Source organism: Methylovulum miyakonense HT12, from assembly GCF_000384075.1.
In the GTDB taxonomy this organism is placed as follows: Bacteria; Pseudomonadota; Gammaproteobacteria; order Methylococcales; family Methylomonadaceae; genus Methylovulum; species Methylovulum miyakonense.
The window spans coordinates 1,621,517-1,645,653 of the sequence record NZ_KB913025.1; the positions used below are offsets into that span (position 1 = coordinate 1,621,517).

General features: G+C 50.8%; 18 protein-coding genes, 2 tRNA genes and 3 rRNA genes. 16 read left to right on the forward strand and 7 right to left on the reverse strand.

Annotation, left to right across the window (positions count from 1 at the left end; all coding sequences use genetic code 11):
- Positions 1–124: 124 nt before the first annotated feature.
- From tyrS to rrf, 6 genes are all read left to right on the forward strand, one after another.
- Positions 125–1,327: a tyrosine--tRNA ligase gene (gene tyrS, locus METMI_RS0108550; protein ID WP_019865871.1), complete on the forward strand. Its 1,203-nt coding sequence runs from the start codon at positions 125–127 to the stop codon at positions 1,325–1,327.
- 435 nt (positions 1,328–1,762) lie between these two features.
- Positions 1,763–3,290 (forward strand): 16S ribosomal RNA (locus tag METMI_RS23485).
- 63 nt (positions 3,291–3,353) lie between these two features.
- A tRNA-Ile gene (locus tag METMI_RS0108565) sits at positions 3,354–3,430 on the forward strand.
- 90 nt (positions 3,431–3,520) lie between these two features.
- A tRNA-Ala gene (locus METMI_RS0108570) sits at positions 3,521–3,596 on the forward strand.
- Positions 3,597–3,901: 305 nt separating this feature from the next.
- A 23S ribosomal RNA gene (locus tag METMI_RS0108575) occupies positions 3,902–6,785 on the forward strand.
- Between the two features lie 143 nt (positions 6,786–6,928).
- Positions 6,929–7,044: ribosomal RNA gene (gene rrf / locus METMI_RS0108580) — 5S ribosomal RNA — on the forward strand.
- The 16S, 23S and 5S rRNA genes sit together here with 2 tRNA genes alongside, the layout of an rRNA operon.
- An 87-nt stretch (positions 7,045–7,131) precedes the next feature.
- On the opposite strand, the gene METMI_RS0108585 is transcribed toward rrf, so the two are convergent.
- Positions 7,132–7,605, reverse strand: a complete 474-nt coding sequence (locus METMI_RS0108585) for an NfeD family protein (RefSeq protein WP_019865872.1) — start codon at positions 7,603–7,605, stop codon at positions 7,132–7,134.
- Position 7,606: 1 nt separating this feature from the next.
- Complete coding sequence (locus tag METMI_RS0108590) at positions 7,607–8,539, reverse strand: SPFH domain-containing protein (RefSeq protein ID WP_019865873.1); 933 nt, start codon at positions 8,537–8,539, stop codon at positions 7,607–7,609.
- A gap of 222 nt (positions 8,540–8,761) precedes the next feature.
- On the opposite strand from METMI_RS0108590, the gene METMI_RS0108595 reads away from it, so the two are divergent.
- The 3 genes from METMI_RS0108595 to METMI_RS0108605 all read left to right on the forward strand — a co-directional run bounded on the left by METMI_RS0108595 (position 8,762) and on the right by METMI_RS0108605 (position 10,777).
- Complete coding sequence (locus METMI_RS0108595; protein ID WP_019865874.1) at positions 8,762–9,046, forward strand: hypothetical protein; 285 nt, start codon at positions 8,762–8,764, stop codon at positions 9,044–9,046.
- A 116-nt stretch (positions 9,047–9,162) separates the two neighbouring features.
- Complete coding sequence (gene ispG / locus METMI_RS0108600) at positions 9,163–10,398, forward strand: flavodoxin-dependent (E)-4-hydroxy-3-methylbut-2-enyl-diphosphate synthase (protein ID WP_029151564.1); 1,236 nt, start codon at positions 9,163–9,165, stop codon at positions 10,396–10,398.
- 79 nt (positions 10,399–10,477) lie between these two features.
- Entirely contained in the window at positions 10,478–10,777 is a 300-nt protein-coding gene (locus METMI_RS0108605) for a carboxypeptidase regulatory-like domain-containing protein (RefSeq protein ID WP_019865876.1), read from the forward strand.
- Between the two features lie 140 nt (positions 10,778–10,917).
- Here the strand turns inward: METMI_RS0108605 and rapA are convergent, their stop codons facing one another.
- Genes rapA through METMI_RS0108620 form a run of 3 tightly spaced genes read right to left on the reverse strand, consistent with a single transcriptional unit; the run spans position 10,918 to position 15,503 of the window.
- Positions 10,918–13,758 carry an RNA polymerase-associated protein RapA gene (rapA, locus tag METMI_RS0108610; RefSeq protein ID WP_019865877.1) on the reverse strand — a complete coding sequence of 947 codons (2,841 nt, stop codon included), beginning with the start codon at positions 13,756–13,758 and terminating at the stop codon, positions 10,918–10,920.
- A gap of 54 nt (positions 13,759–13,812) precedes the next feature.
- On the reverse strand, positions 13,813–14,577 hold the full coding sequence (locus METMI_RS0108615) for an ABC transporter permease (protein WP_019865878.1): 765 nt from the start codon (positions 14,575–14,577) through the stop codon (positions 13,813–13,815).
- Positions 14,574–15,503 carry an ABC transporter ATP-binding protein gene (locus tag METMI_RS0108620; RefSeq protein ID WP_019865879.1) on the reverse strand — a complete coding sequence of 310 codons (930 nt, stop codon included), beginning with the start codon at positions 15,501–15,503 and terminating at the stop codon, positions 14,574–14,576. Before METMI_RS0108620 ends, METMI_RS0108615 begins: the two co-directional genes overlap by 4 nt.
- A 194-nt stretch (positions 15,504–15,697) precedes the next feature.
- On the opposite strand from METMI_RS0108620, the gene ppx reads away from it, so the two are divergent.
- The 3 genes from ppx (at position 15,698) to METMI_RS0108635 (ending at position 19,846) form a co-directional block, all read left to right on the forward strand.
- Positions 15,698–17,197, forward strand: coding sequence for an exopolyphosphatase (ppx, locus tag METMI_RS0108625; protein ID WP_019865880.1), 1,500 nt, complete (start codon positions 15,698–15,700; stop codon positions 17,195–17,197).
- Between the two features lie 8 nt (positions 17,198–17,205).
- Positions 17,206–18,468, forward strand: coding sequence for a hypothetical protein (locus METMI_RS0108630; protein WP_019865881.1), 1,263 nt, complete (start codon positions 17,206–17,208; stop codon positions 18,466–18,468).
- Positions 18,469–18,892: 424 nt separating this feature from the next.
- Positions 18,893–19,846, forward strand: a complete 954-nt coding sequence (locus METMI_RS0108635) for a polysaccharide deacetylase family protein (protein WP_019865882.1) — start codon at positions 18,893–18,895, stop codon at positions 19,844–19,846.
- A 9-nt stretch (positions 19,847–19,855) separates the two neighbouring features.
- Here METMI_RS0108635 and METMI_RS27810 read toward each other — a convergent pair whose 3' ends face one another.
- Both METMI_RS27810 and METMI_RS27815 read right to left on the reverse strand, forming a co-directional pair.
- Positions 19,856–20,239, reverse strand: a complete 384-nt coding sequence (locus tag METMI_RS27810) for an IS5/IS1182 family transposase (protein WP_019864421.1) — start codon at positions 20,237–20,239, stop codon at positions 19,856–19,858.
- A 7-nt stretch (positions 20,240–20,246) separates the two neighbouring features.
- Positions 20,247–20,693 (reverse strand): transposase family protein, encoded by a 447-nt coding sequence (locus METMI_RS27815; protein WP_019864420.1) that lies wholly within the window; start codon positions 20,691–20,693, stop codon positions 20,247–20,249.
- A gap of 390 nt (positions 20,694–21,083) precedes the next feature.
- On the opposite strand from METMI_RS27815, the gene METMI_RS25405 reads away from it, so the two are divergent.
- The 4 genes from METMI_RS25405 (at position 21,084) to METMI_RS23505 (ending at position 24,125) form a co-directional block, all read left to right on the forward strand.
- On the forward strand, positions 21,084–21,689 hold the full coding sequence (locus tag METMI_RS25405; protein ID WP_019865884.1) for a hypothetical protein: 606 nt from the start codon (positions 21,084–21,086) through the stop codon (positions 21,687–21,689).
- Positions 21,690–21,693: 4 nt separating this feature from the next.
- Positions 21,694–22,944 carry a putative O-glycosylation ligase, exosortase A system-associated gene (locus METMI_RS23500; protein WP_051102317.1) on the forward strand — a complete coding sequence of 417 codons (1,251 nt, stop codon included), beginning with the start codon at positions 21,694–21,696 and terminating at the stop codon, positions 22,942–22,944.
- A gap of 105 nt (positions 22,945–23,049) precedes the next feature.
- On the forward strand, positions 23,050–23,295 hold the full coding sequence (locus METMI_RS0108660) for an acyl carrier protein (protein ID WP_019865886.1): 246 nt from the start codon (positions 23,050–23,052) through the stop codon (positions 23,293–23,295).
- Positions 23,292–24,125 (forward strand): hydrolase 2, exosortase A system-associated, encoded by an 834-nt coding sequence (locus METMI_RS23505; protein WP_019865887.1) that lies wholly within the window; start codon positions 23,292–23,294, stop codon positions 24,123–24,125. The genes METMI_RS0108660 and METMI_RS23505 overlap by 4 nt, the downstream gene beginning before the upstream one ends.
- Positions 24,126–24,137: the final 12 nt, after the last annotated feature.

Genomic DNA, 24,137 nt, shown 5'->3' on the forward strand with positions numbered 1-24,137 from the left:
TTTCGTGGACAAATCCTATCAATCGGCAAGCATCGGATTTTGGTGGCGATAAGGTTTCTGGCTGGATAGGGTTTTATGACTTTATAATGCCGACATTTTTTTAAGATAAGTTTGGAGAATAATTGTGCAAGCGGATGTATTGGCGACAATTTTAAGAGGGGCGGACGAAGTTCTGGTGGAAGCGGAACTGGTCAAAAAACTGGAAGAAGGCAGGCCGTTAAGGATTAAGGCGGGTTTTGACCCGACTGCGCCGGATTTGCACTTAGGGCACACGGTGCTGATCAACAAGCTCAAGCAATTCCAAGATTTGGGCCATGAGGTTTTGTTTTTGATTGGTGACTTTACGGGCATGATAGGTGATCCGACCGGCAAAAATGTCACCCGTAAGCCATTGACCCGCGAAGCCGTGTTGGCCAATGCCCAAACTTACCAGGAGCAGATTTTCAAAATCCTCGACCCTGACAAGACGCAGGTGATGTTCAACTCGACGTGGATGAACGCCATGTCGCCAGCGGAACTGATCCAATTGGCCGCCAAGCATACCGTGGCACGGATGTTGGAACGTGATGATTTCAGCAAACGTTTTAAAGGTGGCCAGCCGATTGCCATCCATGAATTTTTGTACCCTTTGATTCAAGGTTATGATTCGGTGGCGATGAAAGCCGATGTCGAATTGGGCGGCACTGACCAAAAATTCAATTTGTTGATGGGGCGGCATTTGCAGGAAATTTACGGGCAAAAACCGCAAATCATCCTCACCATGCCGATTCTCGAAGGCCTGGACGGCGTCCAAAAAATGTCCAAATCCTTAAACAACTATGTCGGTATTGCCGATACGGCGGACGATATGTTCGGCAAGCTCATGTCCATCTCCGACGAATTGATGTGGCGTTATTTTGAGTTGCTCAGTTTCCGGCCTATGGCGGAAATCAACCAATGGGCGCAAGAATGCAAGGAAGGGGCAAACCCGCGCAATTATAAAGTCAAATTAGCGCAAGAAATCATTACTAGGTTCCATAATGAGGCCGCCGCCGTTAAGGCGTTGGAAAACTTTGAGGCAAGGTTCCAGCGTGGTGCGATACCTGATGATATAGAAAAAATGGAATTGACGGTTGCTGGTGATGGCTATGCCATCAGCAATATATTAAGGGATGCAGGCTTAACGGCAAGTACCTCCGAAGCGATACGCATGATAAACCAAGGCGCAGTGAAAATAGATGGTGAAAAAGTCTCTGATGCTAAGCTTGAGATTGCTATCAATACTGAACACGTCTATCAGGTGGGCAAGCGTAAATTCGCTAAGATAAAAATAAGCGCATTGGTATAATTTATTATAAACAATAAGTTGCAATATGGTTCTTGTTAGCTGGGTAGGTATATTTAAAATAAATTCAGAAACTGTTTGACGGATGGATTATTCTGGGTATAATAGTCGGCTCTTCACGGTAAGCGGGAAGTTCGGGGCGGCGGAGGCCGCCCGGCGCGGCGGCGGGTTTTGGCCGTGCCGCCCCGGGGCAAGGTTCCCGGGGCTGAAAAAAAAGTTTGACAGGTTGTTTTGGATCTGTATAATAGTCCGACTCAGCTGGCGTGAAGCGCCAACGCTCTTTAACAAGGTGGACCGAAACAATGTGTGTGGGCGCTTGCGGCGGCGGTTTGTGTATGCAAACAACCGGCACAAGGCCACGCGCCAATCGAAGATTGCGCTGGGCGTTTTGCCGGGCCAAGATTGGCCGCTTGTCTCATTAAGCGGCAAAACTGATTGAAACTGAAGAGTTTGATCATGGCTCAGATTGAACGCTGGCGGTATGCTTAACACATGCAAGTCGGGCGAGTAGCCTTCGGGCGAGAGCGGCGGACGGGTGAGTAACGCATAGGAACCTGCCCCGTAGTGGGGGACAACGTGGGGAAACCCACGCTAATACCGCATACGCCCCAAGGGGGAAAGCGGGGGACCTTCGGGCCTCGCGCTATGGGATGGGCCTATGTTGGATTAGCTAGTTGGTGGGGTAAAGGCCTACCAAGGCGACGATCCATAGCTGGTCTGAGAGGATGATCAGCCACACTGGGACTGAGACACGGCCCAGACTCCTACGGGAGGCAGCAGTGGGGAATATTGGACAATGGGCGCAAGCCTGATCCAGCAATACCGCGTGTGTGAAGAAGGCCTGAGGGTTGTAAAGCACTTTTAATGGGGAGGAACCCCTGCCGGCGAACACCCGGCAGACTGACATTACCCATAGAAAAAGCACCGGCTAACTCCGTGCCAGCAGCCGCGGTAATACGGAGGGTGCAAGCGTTAATCGGAATTACTGGGCGTAAAGCGTGCGTAGGCGGCCCGTCAAGTCAGATGTGAAAGCCCCGGGCTCAACCTGGGAACGGCATTTGAAACTGGCGGGCTAGAGTTTGGGAGAGGTAAGTGGAATTTCAGGTGTAGCGGTGAAATGCGTAGAGATCTGAAGGAACACCAGTGGCGAAGGCGACTTACTGGCCCAAAACTGACGCTGAGGTACGAAAGCGTGGGTAGCAAACAGGATTAGATACCCTGGTAGTCCACGCCGTAAACGATGCCGACTAGCCGTTGGCCCCAATTATGGGGTAAGTGGCGCAGCTAACGCGATAAGTCGGCCGCCTGGGGAGTACGGCCGCAAGGTTAAAACTCAAATGAATTGACGGGGGCCCGCACAAGCGGTGGAGCATGTGGTTTAATTCGATGCAACGCGAAGAACCTTACCTACCCTTGACATCCAGTGGATTCGGCAGAGATGCCTTAGTGCCTTCGGGAACACTGAGACAGGTGCTGCATGGCTGTCGTCAGCTCGTGTCGTGAGATGTTGGGTTAAGTCCCGTAACGAGCGCAACCCTTATCCTTAGTTGCCAGCGGGTCATGCCGGGAACTCTAGGGAGACTGCCGGTGATAAACCGGAGGAAGGTGGGGACGACGTCAAGTCATCATGGCCCTTATGGGTAGGGCTACACACGTGCTACAATGGCCGGTACAGAGGGCTGCGAACCCGCAAGGGTAAGCCAATCCCACAAAGCCGGTCCTAGTCCGGATCGGGGTCTGCAACTCGACCCCGTGAAGTCGGAATCGCTAGTAATCGCGGATCAGAATGCCGCGGTGAATACGTTCCCGGGCCTTGTACACACCGCCCGTCACACCATGGGAGCGGGCTGCAAAAGAAGCAGGTAGTCTAACCTTCGGGGGGGCGCTTGCCACTTTGTGGTTCGTGACTGGGGTGAAGTCGTAACAAGGTAGCCCTAGGGGAACCTGGGGCTGGATCACCTCCTTACAAAGACGCAAACGCGCCGCGAGCGCCCACAACACATTGTTTCGGCCACCACCACACGAGCCCGGGCCTGTAGCTCAGTTGGTTAGAGCGCACCCCTGATAAGGGTGAGGTCGGAGGTTCAAATCCTCCCAGGCCCACCACTTTTGGAGCGGCCGCCCGGCGCCGGCCATCCCGGCGGCGCGGCGCCCCTGCGAAACGGCGCGGACGGGCCGGGGACTTGGTACAGACCTGGGGCCATAGCTCAGCTGGGAGAGCGCCTGCCTTGCACGCAGGAGGTCAGGAGTTCGATCCTCCTTGGCTCCACCATCCAGGACGCGGCCGCAAGGCCAGGCGGGAAGGCCCGGGCATCCGGGCATGGGCGCCAATTCTATAGGTTTTTTCCCCGTCGCGGGGCCGAGGCCCTATAGAATTGATGCACAATCAATAGCTCTTTAACAATGCGGAAATCTGTAAAGCAATCGAAAGATTGGAACGATGCGCGAGCGCGGCCGGCGAGCCGGGCGCGGCGCGCATCCTAGCGACATGTAAGCGTCAAGTGGCCACAAGGCCCCGACAGGACGCCCGTGCGCCGGCGCGAGCCGGGGCGCGGGGCAGGCCGATTGGGGTTATAGAGTCAAGTGAATAAGCGCATACGGTGGATGCCTAGGCAGTCAGAGGCGATGAAGGACGTTGTAGCATGCGATAAGCCGCGGGGAGTTTGCAAACAAACTTTGATCCGCGGATTTCCGAATGGGGAAACCCACCCGCAAGGGTATCTTGCAGTGAATACATAGCTGCCTGAAGCGAACCCGGAGAACTGAAACATCTAAGTACCCGGAGGAAAAGAAATCAACCGAGATTCCCTTAGTAGCGGCGAGCGAACGGGGAACAGCCCTTAAGTTGGCACAGTGTTAGTGGAACGGTCTGGAAAGTCCGGCGACACAGGGTGATAGCCCCGTACACGAAAACCTGTGCCAGTGAAAACGAGTAAGGCGAGGCACGTGAAACCTTGTCTGAACATGGGGGGACCATCCTCCAAGGCTAAATACTCCTGACTGACCGATAGTGAACCAGTACCGTGAGGGAAAGGCGAAAAGAACCGCGGAGAGCGGAGTGAAATAGACCCTGAAACCGTATGCGTACAAGCAGTGGGAGCCGGCTTTGTCCGGTGACTGCGTACCTTTTGTATAATGGGTCAGCGAGTTAATCTCAGTGGCAAGCTTAACCGAATAGGGGAGGCGTAGCGAAAGCGAGTCTGAACAGGGCGTTCAGTCGCTGGGATTAGACCCGAAACCGGGCGATCTATCCATGACCAGGCTGAAGGTCAGGTAATACTGACTGGAGGGCCGAACCCACGTCTGTTGAAAAATACGGGGATGAGTTGTGGATCGGAGTGAAAGGCTAATCAAGCTCGGAGATAGCTGGTTCTCCTCGAAAGCTATTTAGGTAGCGCCTCGCATATCACTGTTGGGGGTAGAGCACTGTTTCGGCTAGGGGGCCGTCTAGGTTTACCAACCCGATGCAAACTCCGAATACCAACAAGTGCAAGTGCGGGAGACACACGGCGGGTGATAAGGTCCGTCGTGAAAAGGGACACAGCCCAGACCGTCAGCTAAGGTCCCAAAATCTAGGCTCAGTGGGAAACGATGTGGGAAGGCACAGACAGCCAGGAGGTTGGCTTAGAAGCAGCCATCCTTTAAAGAAAGCGTAATAGCTCACTGGTCGAGTCGGCCTGCGCGGAAGATTTACCGGGGCTAAGCCTAGTACCGAAGCTACGGGTCACACTTTTGGTGTGGCGGTAGAGGAGCGTTCCGTACGCCTGCGAAGGTCAACTGGGAAGTTGGCTGGAGGTATCGGAAGTGCGAATGCTGACATGAGTAACGATAAAGGGGGTGAAAAACCCCCTCGCCGAAAACCCAAGGTTTCCTGCGCAACGCTAATCGACGCAGGGTGAGTCGGTACCTAAGGCGAGGCCGAAAGGCGTAGTCGATGGAAAACGGGTTAATATTCCCGTACCGGCCGTGGCTGCGACGGGGTGACGGAGAAGGCTACATCAGCCGGCGGTTGGAAGTGCCGGTTTAAGCGTGTAGGGAGGTTCCTTAGGCAAATCCGGGGAACCCTATCCTGAGGCGTGATGACGGGCCCGCTTGCGGGCGAAGTGATGGATGCCATGCTTCCAAGAAAAACCTCTAAGCTTCAGGCCACGGGTGGCCGTACCGTAAACCGACACAGGTGGGTGGGATGAGAATTCTAAGGCGCTTGAGAGAACTCGGCTGAAGGAACTAGGCAAAATGATACCGTAACTTCGGGATAAGGTATGCCTTAAGTAGGTGAAGCCCCCCGCGGGTGGAGCCGGACAAGGTTGCAAAAAATTGGTGGCTGCGACTGTTTAGCAAAAACATAGCACTCTGCAAACTCGAAAGAGGAAGTATAGGGTGTGACGCCTGCCCGGTGCCGGAAGGTTAATTGATGGGGTCAGCGCAAGCGAAGCTCTTGATCGAAGCCCCGGTAAACGGCGGCCGTAACTATAACGGTCCTAAGGTAGCGAAATTCCTTGTCGGGTAAGTTCCGACCTGCACGAATGGCGTAACGATGGCCACACTGTCTCCAGCCGAGACTCAGTGAAATTGAAATCGCTGTGAAGATGCAGTGTACCCGCGGCTAGACGGAAAGACCCCGTGAACCTTTACTATAGCTTGACACTGGACTTTGAACCGATTTGTGTAGGATAGGTGGGAGGCATCGAAGCGGGCGCGCCAGCGCCNGTGGAGCCGACCTTGAAATACCACCCTGGTTTGTTCGGAGTTCTAACCTGGGCCCATTATCTGGGCTGGGGACAGTGTCTGGTGGGTAGTTTGACTGGGGCGGTCTCCTCCCAAAGAGTAACGGAGGAGCACGAAGGTACCCTCAGCCTGGTCGGAAATCAGGCGATGAGTGCAATGGCATAAGGGTGCTTGACTGCGAGACGGACAAGTCGAGCAGGTACGAAAGTAGGTCATAGTGATCCGGTGGTTCTGTATGGAAGGGCCATCGCTCAACGGATAAAAGGTACTCCGGGGATAACAGGCTGATACCGCCCAAGAGTTCATATCGACGGCGGTGTTTGGCACCTCGATGTCGGCTCATCACATCCTGGGGCTGAAGCAGGTCCCAAGGGTATGGCTGTTCGCCATTTAAAGTGGTACGCGAGCTGGGTTCAGAACGTCGTGAGACAGTTCGGTCCCTATCTGCCGTGGGCGTTGGAGGTTTGAGGGAAGCTGCTCCTAGTACGAGAGGACCGGAGTGGACGCACCGCTGGTGTTCGGGTTGTCATGCCAATGGCATTGCCCGGTAGCTATGTGCGGACAGGATAACCGCTGAAAGCATCTAAGCGGGAAGCCCCTCCCAAGATGAGACCTCCCCGGGGCCATGAGCCCCCTGAAGGGCCGTCGGAGACTACGACGTTGATAGGCACGGTGTGGAAGCGCAGCAATGCGTGCAGCTAACGTGTACTAATTGCCCGTGAGGCTTGACCCTATAACACCCAATCGGCCTGGTGGCCAGGCCAAGGCCCGGGGCGGCTGACGCCGCCCCGGGCGACACATGGACTTTACAGGTTTCCGCGCGCGCCCCCGGGAGGGGGCGCGCACCGCCCGGCGAGCGCCGGGCACACCGAATTGCTTGGTGACCATAGCGAGCGTGAACCACCCGACCCCATCCCGAACTCGGAAGTGAAACCGCTTAGCGCCGATGATAGTGTGGCGGTTTGCCATGCGAAAGTAGGGAATCGCCAAGCGCCCAACCCAGGAAGCCCGCCCCCTCAACCGGGGGCGGGCTTTTTTTTGCCCGCCGTTTCTGCCCCGGGCCCTGGGCGGCAAAGCCGTCATAGGCCGGCGCCGGCCTGCGGGCCCTTTCCGCCAACCGGGGCGACCCGGAAAACGGTGCCGTCCACCGCCACCACCTTCACTTTGGTGCCGATGCCGCAGTCCTCGCCACACACCTTCCAGATGGAATCGTCAACCTTGATCTTGCCCCGGCCGTTTTCGACCGCCTCGTAAAGCTCAAAAACCCGGCCGACATATTGGGCGCCGCGTTTATTGAGCAAAGGTTTGTCTGATGCAATCATGTTTTTCTTGGCGAATATTTTCCAGCTTGCTATGGCGATAATCGACAATAAGGAAAAAACAAAAAATTGCACCTCTATGGTGAATGAAGGGATGAGCCAAACTAGGATGCCTGTGGCCAACGCAGATGCGGACATCCATAAGAAGAAAAAGCCTGACACTAGCATTTCAATAACTAGAAAAATAATTGCCAGTATCCACCAATACCAAAAAACAAAGATAATATTTTCCATATTATTCACCAGCTTGGGGGCTTTTGTTCAAGGCTTCTTTTGCCAATTCGCCGATCCCACCCAATGCACCGATGACACTGGAAGAGTCCAATGGCATAAAAATCAGCTTACTATTAGTGGCTACGCCTATCTCTTTTAACGCTTCTATGTATTTTTGTGCAACAAAATAGTTGATGGCGTTGATGTCGCCTTTGCTAATGGCTTCTGAAACCATGAGGGTCGCCCTTGCTTCTGCCTGAGCCAAACGTTCCCGTGCATCTGCGTCACGGTAAGCGGCTTCCTTACGGCCTTCCGCATCAAGGATAGCGGCTTGCTGCGCGCCTTCTGCGCGTAGGATTTCTGATTGCCTTAAGCCTTCCGCTTCAAGGATTGATGCGCGTTTTAGGCGTTCAGCCTTCATTTGGCGCCCCATCGCCTCGACCAAGTCTTTCGGTGGGGCAATGTCCTTGATTTCTATACGGGTGACTTTAATGCCCCAAGGCGTAGTCGCGTCGTCAACAACCGTCAATAGGCGGGCGTTAATGTCGTCACGGCGCGACAATAACTCGTCCAAATCCATAGAACCCATGACGGTCCGGATATTGGTCATCACTAAATTCAAAATTGCCCAGTCTAGCTTACTTACTTCGTAGGCCGCTTTCGCGGCGTCCATCACCTGATAAAAAACCACGCCATCTACGGTGACCATTGCGTTATCTTTGGTAATGACTTCCTGTGAAGGCACGTCCATTACCTGTTCCATCATGATCATTTTTCTGCCGACACGGTCAATGACCGGGAAGATGATATTTAACCCTGGCGTTAACGTGTTGGTGTATTTTCCAAACCGTTCCACAGTGTATTCCGTGCCCTGGGGGACGGATATGACGCTCATCAGGACGAGCAAAATGGCAAATATAAACAACACTAAGACAAAAATACCAAAACCACTCATAACGCCTCCGATTGTTGATAATTAAATGCCCTTGCGGGCGATTGGCGCAGATGCGCCAGATGATCCAGCGTGATGCAATAAATTATAGGCCCGGAATGACAAATCATTCTGAACATTGCCAGAGTAACGATTAAAATAACGGCATTGCGGCCGCTGTGTTGCAAAAAATTTAACACAGGTAATACTGTACTTCTTTCAACCAAAGCTTAACAGGTAAATATAATGATAACAGCCGCTTTTGACTTGGCCTTGTGGACAATCCTTTTCTTTATTATTGGAATGATCAAACCCAAGTGGCCTTTATTTTTTCTAAGTAAACCCGATCGGTTTCTTGTGGTGGTGATCACCACTGTGCTGGTGATGATTTCCTTGACGTTGTGGGGGGAAGGGAACCGTCGCGAAAAAGCAGAAAAAGAAGCTAAGACAGCGCCCGTTAAAGCCATGGAATCCCCTGCAACAGCTCCAGTCCCTGTCCCGCAAGCGGTTCCCGCCCCCGTCCAAAAATAACGGGTGGCAATAAAAATATAGGCAATTGGCTATGATGCTGTTAAGTGCATCGCCTCAACTGCCGCTATCGCGTATAATTTTGCTAATCCTACTAATTTCCTAAGAAGATTTAGCGTATGTCAATGAGCTTAAGAAAAATTACCCATCAAGTTTTGGTCGGCAATGTCAAGGTCGGTGGCGGTGCCCCGATTGTCGTGCAGTCGATGACGAACACTGATACGGCAGATATTAATTCTACGGTTAACCAAATTATCGAATTATCAACCGCAGGTTCTGAATTAGTCCGGATTACCGTCAATACCGAAGAGGCTGCTAAAGCGGTGGCCCCGATCCGTGAGCAATTAGACAAAAAAGGATATTCAGTCCCCATCGTTGGTGATTTCCATTTCAACGGGCATAAATTGCTGGAAAAATTTCCAGATTGCGCCCAGGCATTGGATAAATACCGTATTAATCCCGGTAACGTAGGCCGTGGACGCAGCCGCGATCCCCAATTCCAGCAAATGATTGAATTTGCCTGCCAATATGACAAACCTGTCAGGATTGGCGTCAATGGGGGCAGCCTTGATCAAGCGGTACTGACACGTTTGCTGGATGAGAATAGGGGCTTAGCTAACCCTGAGCCGCTTGCCGCGATTACCCGCAGGGCCATTGTCCTGTCCGCTTTGGAAAGTGCGGCGAAGGCCGAAGAATTGGGTTTGGGCAAAAATAAAATTATCCTGTCCTGTAAAATCAGTAACGTCCAAGAGTTGATTTCAATCTATCAGGATTTGTCCAGCCGCTGCGATTATGCCCTGCATCTGGGTTTGACTGAGGCGGGAATGGGTTCCAAAGGCATCGTCTCTTCGGCTGCCGCCCTTTCCGTGCTGATGCAACAGGGTATAGGCGACACCATCCGTATTTCGCTGACTCCAGAACCCGGGACTTCCAGAACCCAAGAAGTTATCGTCGGGCAAGAAATCTTACAAACCATGGGCTTCCGCTCGTTTACGCCCATGGTCATATCCTGTCCGGGTTGCGGCCGGACGACCAGCGATTATTTCCAAAAACTGGCCATGGATATCCAAGGCTATTTGCGTGACCAAATGCCCGTCTGGCGTACCCAATACCCAGGTGTCGAGACGATGGAGGTGGCGGTGATGGGCTGTGTGGTTAATGGCCCAGGTGAAAGCAAGAGCGCCAATATCGGCATCAGTTTGCCAGGGACAGGCGAAACGCCCGTCGCACCTGTTTATGAAGACGGCGAAAAAACCGTGACTTTAAAAGGCGATCGGATAGCAGAAGAGTTTCAGGAGATTGTGCAACGGTATATAGAAAGCCATTACAGCGTGAAGGAAGAAGCTTCCGCCTGATTTGTGCGGCCATACCGAATTTAATGAGGTTTGTGTTTAACAAACCGTAAAGACCTGTCCTAATAAAAGGAAAATCGCTGTGAGAAAAATAACCACAACTGTTGCTTTATTTGCAATGCTGACGTTGATAACGGGATGTTCTTCAATCCCAATTAAAGGGGTTGTCCGAGACAAACCAACCGGCAACCCCATCTCTTCCGCCACGGTGACTATTGGTGACAAAACCACCGCGACTGACGCGATGGGAAGTTATCACCTGGACATTTCAGATACCACCGCGGCCATGATTGTAAACGCCCCTGGCTACTACATTTTTACAAAGACCATTGGTGAGGAAACCATTCACGATATTGATTTGGTTCCCCGTAAGGGCGAATAGCTTAGCGCCCAAACGCAGCTACCCTCCGTGCGGTGGCTCCGAGTACATTTCAGGCTCCGGCGCTGTCCGGATCACGCCCGCTTGAGGGGGTTGGGTGCTAAAACCCAAAGCCCGCCAACCCCCACTGCCTAGCCTTTTTGTCAACTGGCAATCACAAACCTAACGGCGTCCAATCTGAGTTGTGCGGCCTGGATGCTTTCGTGCGCAAGTATGGCCAAATCTTTTAGTTGCTCAATTTCTTCAGCCCTGATGCTGGGATTGACATCCTTTAGCCTGACCATGCGTTTGATTTCCGCTGACATGGATTCTAGCATCAATGTGTTTGCGTCGGCGGCCAGCTGTTGCATTTTGTTTCGCGCGAGCTCTTCGGCATTGCCCAACAGTTTGCCCAGTGGCGCCCGCTGGCTGTTCAGGAATGCGGCGATCTTATGTTTGTCAAACGCCTTGCCAGTATCTGGCAATTCCTGATGTCCGATCACGTCCGTCAAATCCTGTTGGTGCTGGTCCACCAATATCCTGATTGGGGTGTGCGGTAAAAAGCGGCCGATTTGCAGTCCGGCGGGCGCGCTGCATTCAACGATAAACAGGCATTCCAGCAAAAATTGTCCGGGCCTTAAAGTGCGGTGTTTGACTACGCTCACCACCGCATTGCCTGTTTCGCTGGACAAAACCAAGTCCATTGCGGCTATGACCATAGGATGTTCCCAGGTCAAAAACTGCATATCCTCACGTGCCAGCGCAGAGCTACGGCTGACGGTGACAGTCATTCCGTCTTCGTCCAGTCCTGGGAAATGCGCTATCCTGAGATGGTCGCTTGGACGGATGATATAGCAATCCACCGAATGGAATTCGGTATCCACGCCATAGCATTCAAATAGGGTTTCCATATAAGGCCATAAGGAACCTTCCTTTTCGTAGCCTTTTATTTGTGCAACCAATTGTTCGGCGGGCTCTTTACGGTAAGAATTGAGTTCCAGCAGCTGGTCGCGGCCATTATGCAGTTGCGCTTCAATGTCCTTGCCAAGGCTTTTGGTTTTGGCGACCAAGGCGTCAATTTCGGCATCGTTGGGTTGGCGCAATAAGTCCGCCAAATCATCGTGCAGCAAATCGGCGACGGGGCGTGCGGCGGAACAATTGATCTTGAACGCATTCATGCCTTCGTCATACCACCGGAACAGCACCGCTTGCGCGGTATTTTCCAAGTACGGGATGTGGATCTGGATGACATGCTGTTGGCCGATCCGGTCAAGACGGCCAATGCGTTGTTGCAATAAATCCGGGTTGGTAGGCAAGTCCCAAAGTATCAGGTGATGCACGAACTGGAAGTTACGGCCTTCGCTGCCTATCTCAGAACAGATCAACAAGCGGGCGGCACTTTCCTGGTCGGCAAAATAGGCTGCCGCGCGGTCACGTTCGATAATGGACATGCCTTCATGGAACACCGCCGATGCAATACCGGCACGGGTCCTTAGGGCCAGTTCAAGATCAATCGCGGTTTGCGGTTGTTTACAAATTAGCAGGGCTTTTTGGTCGCGTAAAGGGGATGCCGAAGCCGTCAGTTTTTCAACTAGCCAGAGATAGCGGGGGTCGTGTTGTAAATCAAGGGAGTTTTCTTGCCCGTTTAAGGCGTAGCCATGGCGCTCCCGTTCGGGAAAGCCTTGTACGGTTTGCCTGGAATTGCGGAACAGGATCCGGCCCGTGCCGTGATGGTCGAGCAACACCTTTATCAAGGCCTCGCGGGCGGCCGCTGATTTTTCAGGGTCATTGAGGTTGCCCAAGAGGCTCCCTACATGGTCATCCTTAAGTAAGGTGTCCAGCAGTTTGGCATCATCGTCAGCCAGGGGTTTATCGGCCAACAAGCTTTTTGCCGCATTGGCAACGGGCTCAAATTGCTTCTCTTCTTCGAGGAAAGCAGGGAAGTTGTAAAAACGGTCAGGATCCAGCAACCTTAGGCGGGCGAAATGGCTTTCTTTGCCGAGCTGTTCGGGGGTCGCCGTCAACAGGATTAAGCTGGGGGTGGCCATTGCGAGTTGTTCGACAAACAGATATTCGGGGCTGGCGGCTTGTTCGTTCCATTCCAGATGATGGGCCTCATCAACGATCACCATATCCCAGCCAGCTTGCAGGGCTTGTTTTTGCCGGGCCGGAAAGCGTGCAAAAAACTGTTGGCTGCACAGCACCAGTTGTTCGTTGACAAAGGGGTTGCCGTTACTGGTTGGTGTTTGCGGGAGTTCCATGAGGTTGTCTGCATCCATGCCGTCATCGCCTAATTCGCCCAAGCAACGAGCTTCATCAAACAAACTAAAGCGTAGGTTAAAGCGCCTAAGCATTTCCACCAGCCATTGGTGCAACAGGCTTTCCGGGACGATAATCAAAACCCGCTGGCTGAGCCCGTTGATCAAACGGTAATGCAAAATCAAGCCCGCTTCGATGGTTTTCCCCAAACCGACTTCATCCGCAAGCATAATCCTTGGGGCAATGCGGTTGGCGGATTCATGGGCAATGAACAATTGATGCGGGATTAGCGATGCGCGGCTTCCCAGCAAGCCTTTGACCGGGGATTGTTGATGCTGCTGCAACCTTTGCCAGGTTTCATAGCGTAAGGAAAACCATTGGTTAGGGTCAATCTGGCCAATGAACAAGCGGTCTTGGGGTTTGTTGAACTGGATCCGGTGGTTGAGCTCCACTTCTTCAAGCGCAGTTTCCATACCCTCACTGTTTTTACCGACATAAGTTATCAGGCCATTATTTTCAAGCAACTGCGTCACATGCAGTTTTTCTTCGTCCACCGATTCAATGGTGTCGCCTACGGAAAAAATGACCCTGGTTAAGGGGGCATTATCACGGGCATATATGCGCCGCTCACCGGACGCCAAATAAAGTACGGTGACACGGTTGAAGCTGACATCAATAATCAGGCCTAATCCCAATTCTGACTCGGTGTTGCTGATCCAGCGTTGTCCTGAGATAAATGGTTCCATTAAATTCTAAGTATTAAAGTTAAACAAAACACCATCAAAGCATGAAATTTAGCGTCACTGCTTGATGCCGGTGCCTTTATATAAAAGGTATAGGCTGAATATCGCCAACACGGCAATAAAACCGCCCGTCATTAAAAACGACAGCTGGACATCAATGTCTGATACCCCGATAAAGCCGTATCTGAAGGCATTGACCATATACAAAATCGGGTTGCCCATGGAAATTGTTTGCCAGATGCCCGGCAGCATATTGACGGAATAGAACACGCCGCCGAGATAGCTTAATGGCGTCAAGACAAAGTTAGGGATAATTGAAATGTCATCAAAGCTTTCCGCCATCACGGCGTTGATAAAGCCCGCCAAGGCAAACAACGTCGCGGTCAAAAAAGCCATCGACACGCTGATCCATATGCTGTGGATAGTCAAATCGGCAAACAGCATGGCAATCAGGCCCACCACGCAGCCGACCAACAGGCCACGCATGACGCCGCCACTGACGTAGCCGGCCAAGATCACCCAATTCGGCACTGGCGCGACAATGAGTTCTTCAATGTTGCGCTGGAATTTGGTCGAATAAAAAGATGACACGACATTGGCGTAGGCGTGGCTGATGACCGACATCAAAATCACTCCGGGCACGATATAGTCCATATAGGGTGAGCCGTTGATGCTGCCGATGCGGTCGCCCATTAGCTTGCCAAAAATCAGAAAATACAATGTGGTGGTGATGGCGGGCGGCAACAAGGTCTGGGGCCAAATCCGCACAAAGCGATAAATTTCTTTGATAATGATCGTGCGGAAAGGAATCCAATTGTTCATGCGGCCTCCCCGGTGGTTTTGGCGTCAACTAAATCCATAAATAACTGTTCGAGGCGGTTGGTTTTATTTTTCAAGCTCAACACGCGGATGTCCTGCCCGCTGAGTTGTTTGAACAGCTCGTTAAGGCCGCTTTCCTTGGGCACTGCAACTTCAAGGATCTTGTCGTCCATCAAGTCGATTTTAAAACCGTCAAAAACCGGGGCGGCCGCTAGCGGTTCCGCCAAATCCAGGACAAAATGGTCGACATTCAGCCGTGCCAGCAACGATTTCATATCCGAATTTTCGACGATGCACCCTTGGTCAATGATCGCAATATTGCGGCATAGGCTTTCGGCTTCTTCCAAATAATGCGTGGTCAAGATAATGGTCGTGCCTTGCTGGTTGACCTCTTCCATCATTTTCCACATGGAGCGGCGGATTTCTATATCCACCCCCGCAGTGGGTTCGTCAAGGATCAGCAGCTTGGGGGCATGCACCATCGCCCGCGCAATCATTACGCGGCGTTTCATGCCGCCCGACAAGCGCCGTGAAATGGTGTCGCGCTTGTCCCATAAATCCATTTGTTTAAGGCATTGCTCCGTGCGTTGGAGCGCCAACTGCCGGGGCGTGCCGTAATACCCCGCCTGGTTGAGCAGGATGCTTTTAACCGTATCGAACTGGTTAAAATTTATTTCTTGCGGCACAAGGCCTATACAACTTTTGGCTTGGGACCTTTCTTTTTTTAAATCGTGGCCAAAAATACTGACCGAACCGCTGCTGGCATTCACCAGCGAGCTGATGATGCCTATCGCCGTGGATTTGCCCGCCCCATTAGGGCCTAGCAAGGCGAAAAAATCGCCTGCTTCAACATCCAGGTCGATGCCTTTTAAGGCCTCATGGCCGTTGTTATAGGTTTTTCTAAGATTTCGAATGGATAATGCTTTCATCAATAGATTTTACTGTTTTAAATGATTGGCCTGCGGACTGCTCCTGTGGCAACATGATAAAACTAACGCTTAACGGAAACTGGCAAATAAGTTAAATTAGCTGGTGTATCTGGCAAATGCCGTTGAAATGGGCTGCTAAATCCGCGTGATTTTAGCAGAAATTAACAAGCCCCGTAGACAAAACTGGAAAACCTGTGCAAAAGAAACCACCTGAAATTGTTGCCGCTGTAGACCTCGGTTCTAACAGTTTCCACATGATTGTTTGCAGCTTAAACAATGGCAAACTCATCACCTTGGACCAACTAAAAGAAATGGTCAGATTGGCTTCGGGGTTGGATAAGAATAATGTCCTTGATGCCGCGACCCAGCAACGGGCCTTGGCATGTTTGGAGCGGTTTGGCCAACGTATCCGCAACTTCCCCCCTGAAAGCGTCCGTATCGTCGGCACCAATACCTTGCGTGCCGCCAAAAATGCCCAGCAATTTCTGGTCAAAGCGGAACAGGCGTTGAACCATCCTATCCATATCATTTCGGGCATTGAAGAGGCGCGTTTGATTTACCAAGGCGTCGCCTTCAGTTTGGCTGCCCAGGGCAATTTACGGCTAGTCATGGACATTGGCGGCGGCAGCACTGAATACATTATTGGTAGCGGCGAGACGCCACACAACAAAGAAAGCTTGCACATGGGTTGCGTTTCCGTCAGCAACTGGTTCTTCCCCGATGGCAAATTGTCCAAAGAAGCGTTCACAAAAGCCGTGCTGTTTGCCCAGCAGCAATTGGAGCCTTTGGAAACCAAATTTGAGCGTGGCAACTGGGACGAGGCCATAGGCGCGTCGGGGAGCTTACGGTCAATAGCTAGGGTGTTGGAGCTGAAAAATTGGAGCAACAACGGCATTACCCGTGCCGGGCTTGATCTGCTGGTCAGCCATCTCAACCAATGCACGCATATCAATGAGCTCAATCTGCCGGAGCTGGACACTGAACGCCTACCGGTGTTTCCAGGCGGCCTTGCCATTGCTTATGCCACTTTCAAAAGTTTGAACATTGACCAGATGACCCTCTCCGACGGCGCGCTAAGGGAAGGCCTGATCCAAGACTTATTGGGGCGTATCTATGACCAAGATATCCGCGCCGCGACCACGCAGTTGATCGCAGAACGTTACCATACTGACCAGCGGCATGCGGCACGGATCAAACAAACCGTCCATTACATCCTTGAAAACGCCACCACGCAAATGGCGTTTGCCAGCGATGAAGATTGCCGGCAATTTATTGATTGGGCGGCCGACCTGCACGAAATTGGCCAAGACATTGCCCACAGCCAATACCACAAACACAGTGCTTACATTATTGAGAATGGTGACTTGGCGGGGTTTTCCAAGCAAGACCAAATCTTGTTGGCGACCATTATCCGCTCACACCGCCGCAAGTTTTCCTTCTCCCGTTTTTTAAATTTGCCCGCGCCTTGGAACCAATGCGCACCTTATATCACCCTTATCTTAAGGTTGGCCGTGCTGTTGCGGCGTAACCGCCATGATGATGACCTGCCAGCGTTTAAAATCAGCCTAAGTAAAAGCAAAATGGTGCTGGCCTTCCCTAAGGATTGGTTGGCGCAATCGCCGTTGACTTATACGGATTTGACACAGGAGGCCGATTACCTAAGGGATGAGGGCTTTACCCTGATGTTTTCCTGACCGCTGGCATGATCAAGCACATATTACGCTTACCGGCTTACTGCCTTGGCGCATTGGTTTTGATGTGTGTGGCCATTGTATTGTTTGCTGTCAGTGACCACCCCGATGTTAAATTGGGGTGGTCGTTAAGCCATAAAGATGTGCTGCGGGCACAAAAAATACTCCGTGAAGGTTCAAAAACTAAGCCTGACGAGATCGGCACCTTGGAACTGAGTAAGGAAGACCTCAACCTTGCCGCCAACTACTTGTTAAACCGTTACAGCAAAAGCGCCGTCGACATTTCCCTGAAAGACAATAAGCTCAAGTTTATCGTCACCGCCACATTGCCGGAAAACTCCCTCGGTAAATACCTGAACATCACGTTGCGCTTAGGCAATGTCGATGGCAACCCATTGCCTACCATCACCAAATTTAAGGCGGGCAAATTGTTGCTGCCTTCAAGTTTGGCCAGCCACCTTATTGATTACGGCATCAGGCATTCATCGTTGAACAATTACTTCCTGCTAGCCACCCGCCAGATCAAAGCCGTAAAAATAGCCCCGGAAAAAATAACCCTGCAATATTTTTCCGACATGGAAACACTGATACAGGCCCGCCAATTGCTCACGCCTGTCTCCGACGACACGGTTTTTAATGGCTATCAAAAGAAACTGGCGGAAGTGGTCAGCCAACACGACCATAAGTGGCTGTTATCCCTAGCGGATTTGTTAAAGCCTTTGTTTGCCATGGCGTATCAACGTTCAAATTTGGGCAATGCGATTGAAGAAAACAAAATCGCGATTTTTGTGATTAACGACTACGTCAACAAGCACCAGACCCATCGGTTCCTTTCCTCAAAAACAGTGGCGGGCCACTACTACCCGGTCTATATGTATAAAAGGAATGATTTGGCGCAGCATTTTATTGGTTCGGCGGCGCTTACCGCCTCAATGAACGGCCAACTTTCTAAAGTGGTTGGTGAGGAAAAAGAGCTCAGTGACGCCGAAGCGGGCAGTGGTTTCAGTTTTGTCGACTTGGCCGCCGATAAAGCCGGCACCCGTTTTGGTGAACTCGCTACGGCATCACCCGAAAAAGCCCGGAAACTGCAAAAAGCCGTTTCGGAAATTAAGGATTACCGTGACATCATGCCTGACCCGACTAATTTGCCTGAACACATGAACGCCAGCGAGTTTAAAAGCCGTTACATTTCCACCAGTAGCCCAATTTATCAGGATTTGTCAGAAAAAATAGACGGGAGCATTGCCGCGATACCGTTGTATAGCTTGGATTGAACGCAAAGAGCTTGGCTTTGGGCTAGTGCTCAGCCAATGATTTTTTTGTCGGGTCAATAACCCCGGGGCGGACGGTTGCCCGCCTTTTTTAGGGGCCGTACTGAAACCCGCCGCGATCAGGCGAGCAACCGCTCGCCCCCTACGAAAATAATGCCGACCATTCAAGATTGACTGAGTACTAGCCCCGTAATCTGCAATGCAATAGGCGCCATGCAGGGAAAGGCTATTGAAAAATGGGCGGCGTAAATCCAAGCCCAAATAATTTCACCGCCCCAAAATGTGATTGTTCCCGGTGTTTTAAAGAGTTTGCCCTTAGCCATATTCCCCATAAACCCGGAACATGCCCATCATTAACACCTGACACTTTTTCTGGGCATATAATGGCAACAATTATTTCAAGCTGTGCGTCTTAAGGATTTAAATCATGCAATCATTTTTACTTAATGGGTTAAAGCGCTTTGCCACCCTTACTTCCGGTTTGGGAGGGCAAAAAAAACTGTTCACCCTGATTTATCATCGGGTACTTGACCAACCTGATTTTATGCGCCCCGGTGAAGTGGATAAAAAGGCTTTTGCTTGGCAGATGCAATTATTGGCGGATTATTTTAATGTGTTGCCGCTGGATGAAGCCTTGGGGCGTTTGCAGGACGGCACTTTGCCATCCCGGGCGGTCGCCATCACCTTTGATGATGGGTATGCGGACAACCTTTACAATGCCGTGCCTATCCTTAAGCAGCATGGTTTGAACGCGACATTTTTTATCGCCTCCGGCTATCTCGACGGCGGGCGTATGTGGAACGACACTATTGTCGAAGCGGTAAGGCTTATGCCCCAAACGGCACTCGATCTGGGCGGCATTGGTTTGGGGACATTCGCTATTGCCACGCCTGCCCAAAAAGCCGCGGCTGCCAGTGCGGTCCTAAAAAAATTAAAGCATCTGGAGCCTTCGCGACGTTTGGCATATGCCCAATTTATCGGCGGGCAAGTCGCGCAATTGCCTAATGACTTAATGCTGACCTCCAGCCAGTTGATAGAATTGCATGGACATGGTATGGAAATAGGCGGGCATACGGTGACCCATCCGATTTTAGCCAAATTGGATGGCGAAGCTGCCCGGGAAGAGGTTTGCGGGAACAAAAAAAGTTTAGAACAGTTGTTGGATGCCCCATTGCGTTATTTTGCATACCCTAACGGCAAATTGGGCGAAGATTATCTGCTTGAACATAGGGATATGGTTAAACAAAGCCAATATTTGGCGGCCTTTTCAACACATGCCGGCGTTGCCGGCCAATGCGGGGATTTATGGCAATTGCCTAGGTTTACGCCGTGGGATCAAAATCCGGTAAAATTTATGTTTAGAATGGCAAGCATGTATTAGACATCTTTCCTAAATACAGGCATATCTCAAGTTGACCAATGCAGCCACCAAATTCCAGGTCAGGGAGTAGTTTTTGTGTTTTCCCCGATAAACGTCCTTGACGATCCTGAAAATCTTGCATCGGCGGTTGACATGCTCAATGAAAACCCGCTGTTTTGAAAGGATTTTATTGTGGGCTTTGTCTTCGGCAGAAAGAGGCTTGCCTTTTTGCTTTTTGATAGGCAAAGTCGAATTCCGGTGATGGCCGTGCATCCCTTGGTATCCCGAATCCGCCAACAGGTTGGCTTTAGGGTGCAGCAACAGGCGGCAGCCTTTGAAGACGGCAAAGTCGTGTTGCCGCCCTTTGCCCACCACTACGGACAGGATGGCCAGCGTCAACGCGCAGATGACCAACTGGGCCTTAACCGTGTGGCGTTTTTTTTCCTGAGTAGAAGGCTTTCTGGCCTTTGACGGGGCGTTCGATGGGCTGTTCCGACACGTCAACGGCCAAGGTGGCGGCAGGGTCTTCCAACAGCGCCTTGCGCTTGGGGAGCCTTTCAATTTTGACCAACTGCCTGGCAGTGCGCGAATACACTTTATGGCAATACGACTCGCTGATGCCAAAGACCGCCCCTAAGTTTATCAAGGTCGGATAGTGGCGGAGGTAATAAAGTGTCAGTAGCAGGCGGTCTTCCGCTGCCAGTTTACTGTCCTTCCGGCCTCGCCGTGTCAGCGGGCTGAGGTTTTTTTGTTCGCTGATGTAAGCGCACAGCTTGCCGTTGAGATGCTGGAAATTTTCCTTTGACAGCCCGACCAGCCGTTTGAATTCTTCGGGGTTGTCGGTGGGCAGCTGGGCATAGGTTTTCATGGCTTTTGGGCGGCATCAGGAAGGTTGCCCATTTTAACCTTATTGGGGTTTATTTAATCTGTATTATTTAGGAAAGATGTCTATTGTACAAAAGCCAATCAATGTTAAGCCGATCAAACCCGATCAGCCATTGGCCATTATCCGGACTGGTTTTTTGTTGGCGGGGTGCGGTGATAGCCGGTGATTTCTGGCGGCCTTTGGGTCAAAAATCAGTTTTTTGGGTATTGTGAAAACCAACGTCCCGTCATTGCCAAATTCGGATGGTTGTGACAAAGTCCCTTATTATTTTCTGTGAGCCCGACAATGATCCCGCGCAATTATTACGTTAAGTGCCTACCTTGGCTTTGTTTTTTAATTTTTGTCAGTGTTAACAATGCTAAGGCCGACTCAATGGCGGCCCCTTGGGTTGGGGTGTCGTTTTCTGGTGAATCCTGCGATGGGGGGCACCAGGCCTATGGCCCCTATGATTACACTAATGCTAAGCATAGGGCGCTCAATCTGCCGATTGTTGAGGAATATCACTTCACCAAGGATGTGCAAATGTTGGTCAAAGGGAACACGGGTTACCTCAGGGACGACCTCGACTATACGTTAAAAGCTTTTCCAAATCATCATAAGGCATTAAATTCAATAATAAATTATCAATTGATTTATAAGTATGACATCGAAAAAAAACGGAAGGATGCCTTAAATTCCCCGGTCGAGTGTTATTTGCAAAGGGCGCTTCGTTTTTCACCCAATGATATTGTCAGTTATATGCTTTATGCTTCCTATCTGAAGAAAACCCGCCATATCCCTGAAGCTGAGGCGGCTTATAAAAAAGCGCTTGGGATTGCCCCCGATGAACTTGCGGTTAAGCACAGCTACGGTTTATTTTTGTTTGAGCTAAAAAAATACCCTGAAGCTTTGGAAATGGCCAAGGCCATCTATGCGAAAAATTATCCCAAGCAAAAACTTAAGGAGTTGTTAGTAAAATCAGGACATTGGCAAAAGTAAACCTATGAGGGATATTTTAGTCACATTATTATTTTTTGTCGGTGCCTGCTATACGCTAAAGAGGCCCCATATAGGAATTCTGGTCTGGTCATGGCTGGGCTATATGAACCCCCATCGCTTATGTTTTGGCTTTGCGTATAACCTCCCTTTATCTTACATAATCGGCCTTTTGACCAGTGTCGCTTATTTGTTCTCCAAAGAACGGAAAACTTTGCCGAAAGATAAGCTGGTCGTGTTGATTATCGTTTTTATAGCTTGGATGGGCATCACAACCTTATTTGCTTTCAACAGCGAACTTGCGGGGGATTATTATTTTAGGGTGCTCAAGATTCAAATCCCTATCATCTTGACGCTCATCATGTTCAATAACAAAGAGCGTATCCATCAATTGCTTTGGGTGATTATCCTGTCCATAGGCTATTTTGGGGTTAAAGGCGGAATATTTACCATAGCCAGTGGTGGCGGCTATCGGGTTTATGGCCCTCCGGAGTCATTTATAGAAGAAAATAATGCCTTAGCGGTTGCCGAATTGATGGTGACGCCATTAATGGCCTATATGCGTAACCAACTTGACAAAAATTGGCAAAAACAATTGATGTCGTTGTGTATTGTGACCATGGTCTTTGCCGCGATAGGTTCGCAATCCAGGGGGGCTTTTTTGGCCATCAGTGCCGTAGGCGGGTATTTCTGGTTGCAAAGCAATAAAAAAATACCTGTGGCTTTGGCATTGGTTGTTTTTGTCGCATTATTGGCGGCGTTCCTTCCTGAATCCTGGTATCAAAGGATGAATACCATTGATACTTATGATCATGACGAATCGGCATTGGGGCGGATCCGCGCTTGGACGCTCGCTTTCAATGTGGCCAACCATAATTTGTTTGGCGGCGGGTTCCTATTGTGGACAAAATACACTTACCTGCAATACTTGGAAGGCTTTCAAGAGTCGATGCCTGCGTATGTGGCCCACAGCATTTACTTTCATGTCTTGGGCGAACATGGTTGGATAGGCTTGTTCCTGTTCCTGCTAATATTTTATTTGGCTTGGCTATATTGCTCACAAATCGTCAAACTTTGTAAAAATAATCAAAGCGCCCAATGGATATCTGATTTGGCAAAAATGCTTAGGCTGAGCATCCTTGCCTACTTATCTGGCGGCGCTTTTTTAAGTTTGCCATATCTGGATTTGCCTTGGCATCTGGTCGCTATTGTCATTTTGCTGAAAGAGCAGGTTTCCCAACCGGCCAAACCCCAATAAAAACCGCCTGTAGTGACGGCCTGCGCAATTGGAAAAGCTTGCAGTTGTACGGCCTATTACGATAAATTAAAAATAACAATGAATTTGACACTTGAGTAAAACATCATGGCAATCGAAAAACTGGTAAAAAATATCCTACGGCAACATCTTCAATTAGGTGATGTTGTGGATAGTTTCAATGCGGATACTCCCTTATTGGGAGCCTTGCCTGAGCTGGATTCGATGGGGGTTGTGAACATCATAACGGCTATTGAAGAAAATGTGGGTTGCGTGATTGAAGATGACGAAATTAGTGCCGACTTATTTTCCACTTTTGGTAGCCTCACCGCATTTGTTGAGTCTAAGGTATGAGCCCTAGTTACCTCGCGGTTCAGCTGGCCCCCTTTTTTTTGCAGGGGACTCAAGGCAAGCTGTTTTGCCTGTTTGTGCCCCCTAAAGACGAACAGGCTGAAGTTCTGGTTTTTTTGCCGTCATTTGGTGAAGAGCTTAACCGTTGCCGGGTGATGGTTGCGATGCAGGCGAGAATGCTTGCGGAACTTGGTGTCGGCTGTTTGTTGCTCGATTATTATGGCACTGGCGATAGCGAAGGGGATTTCGGTGAAACGCGCTGGGAGCAATGGCGGCAAGATGCCGAAACGGCCTGTGCATGGCTGTCCCGCCAAGGTTACCAACATATAGGCCTTTGGGGTTTACGGCTCGGTGCTATCCTGGCGGCTGAAATGGCCGAAGAAAATCCCGGCCGCTATACGCGCTTGTTGTTATGGCAACCCGTCCTTGAGGGCAAGGTGTTGTTGAACCAATTCTTCAGGATACGGCTGGCCATGTTGATGGATAGGGGGGGGGCTAGGGAAACGACCCAGCAGATGCGTGAGCAGTTACAACAGGGCCAGAACCTGGAAGTTGCGGGCTATGAAATCAACCCGCAATTGGCCTTGGCCATTGACAGCAAAAGCCTAATGGATATTGGGCGGCTCCCGGAGACGCTTAAGGTGGATTGGTTTGAAGCATTAATGGATGGGCAAACCGAGCCGGGCATGGCTAGCCAAAAAGTGTTAAGCAAGTGGCGGCAACTAGGTTCCCCAGTCGCCGTGCATCCTTTTACCGGGGTTGCGTTCTGGCAATTATATGAACGGGGATTGACCCCCGATTTGTTGGATAAGACAACCGCCATATTCCGTTGAGTCAGTATTTCC

What these genes read in the sequence shown, in the direction of transcription:
- METMI_RS0108585 (WP_019865872.1), bottom strand. Translation starts at nt 7,605, where the DNA reads ATGGAAAATATTATCTTTGTTTTTTGGTATTGGTGGATACTGGCAATT.
- METMI_RS0108590 (WP_019865873.1), bottom strand. Translation starts at nt 8,539, where the DNA reads ATGAGTGGTTTTGGTATTTTTGTCTTAGTGTTGTTTATATTTGCCATT.
- METMI_RS0108595 (WP_019865874.1), top strand. Translation starts at nt 8,762, where the DNA reads ATGATAACAGCCGCTTTTGACTTGGCCTTGTGGACAATCCTTTTCTTT.
- ispG (WP_029151564.1), top strand. Translation starts at nt 9,163, where the DNA reads ATGTCAATGAGCTTAAGAAAAATTACCCATCAAGTTTTGGTCGGCAAT.
- rapA (WP_019865877.1), bottom strand. Translation starts at nt 13,758, where the DNA reads ATGGAACCATTTATCTCAGGACAACGCTGGATCAGCAACACCGAGTCA.
- METMI_RS0108615 (WP_019865878.1), bottom strand. Translation starts at nt 14,577, where the DNA reads ATGAACAATTGGATTCCTTTCCGCACGATCATTATCAAAGAAATTTAT.
- METMI_RS0108620 (WP_019865879.1), bottom strand. Translation starts at nt 15,503, where the DNA reads ATGAAAGCATTATCCATTCGAAATCTTAGAAAAACCTATAACAACGGC.
- METMI_RS0108630 (WP_019865881.1), top strand. Translation starts at nt 17,206, where the DNA reads ATGATCAAGCACATATTACGCTTACCGGCTTACTGCCTTGGCGCATTG.
- METMI_RS0108635 (WP_019865882.1), top strand. Translation starts at nt 18,893, where the DNA reads ATGCAATCATTTTTACTTAATGGGTTAAAGCGCTTTGCCACCCTTACT.
- METMI_RS27815 (WP_019864420.1), bottom strand. Translation starts at nt 20,693, where the DNA reads ATGAAAACCTATGCCCAGCTGCCCACCGACAACCCCGAAGAATTCAAA.
- METMI_RS25405 (WP_019865884.1), top strand. Translation starts at nt 21,084, where the DNA reads ATGGCGGCCCCTTGGGTTGGGGTGTCGTTTTCTGGTGAATCCTGCGAT.
- METMI_RS23500 (WP_051102317.1), top strand. Translation starts at nt 21,694, where the DNA reads ATGAGGGATATTTTAGTCACATTATTATTTTTTGTCGGTGCCTGCTAT.
- METMI_RS0108660 (WP_019865886.1), top strand. Translation starts at nt 23,050, where the DNA reads ATGGCAATCGAAAAACTGGTAAAAAATATCCTACGGCAACATCTTCAA.
- METMI_RS23505 (WP_019865887.1), top strand. Translation starts at nt 23,292, where the DNA reads ATGAGCCCTAGTTACCTCGCGGTTCAGCTGGCCCCCTTTTTTTTGCAG.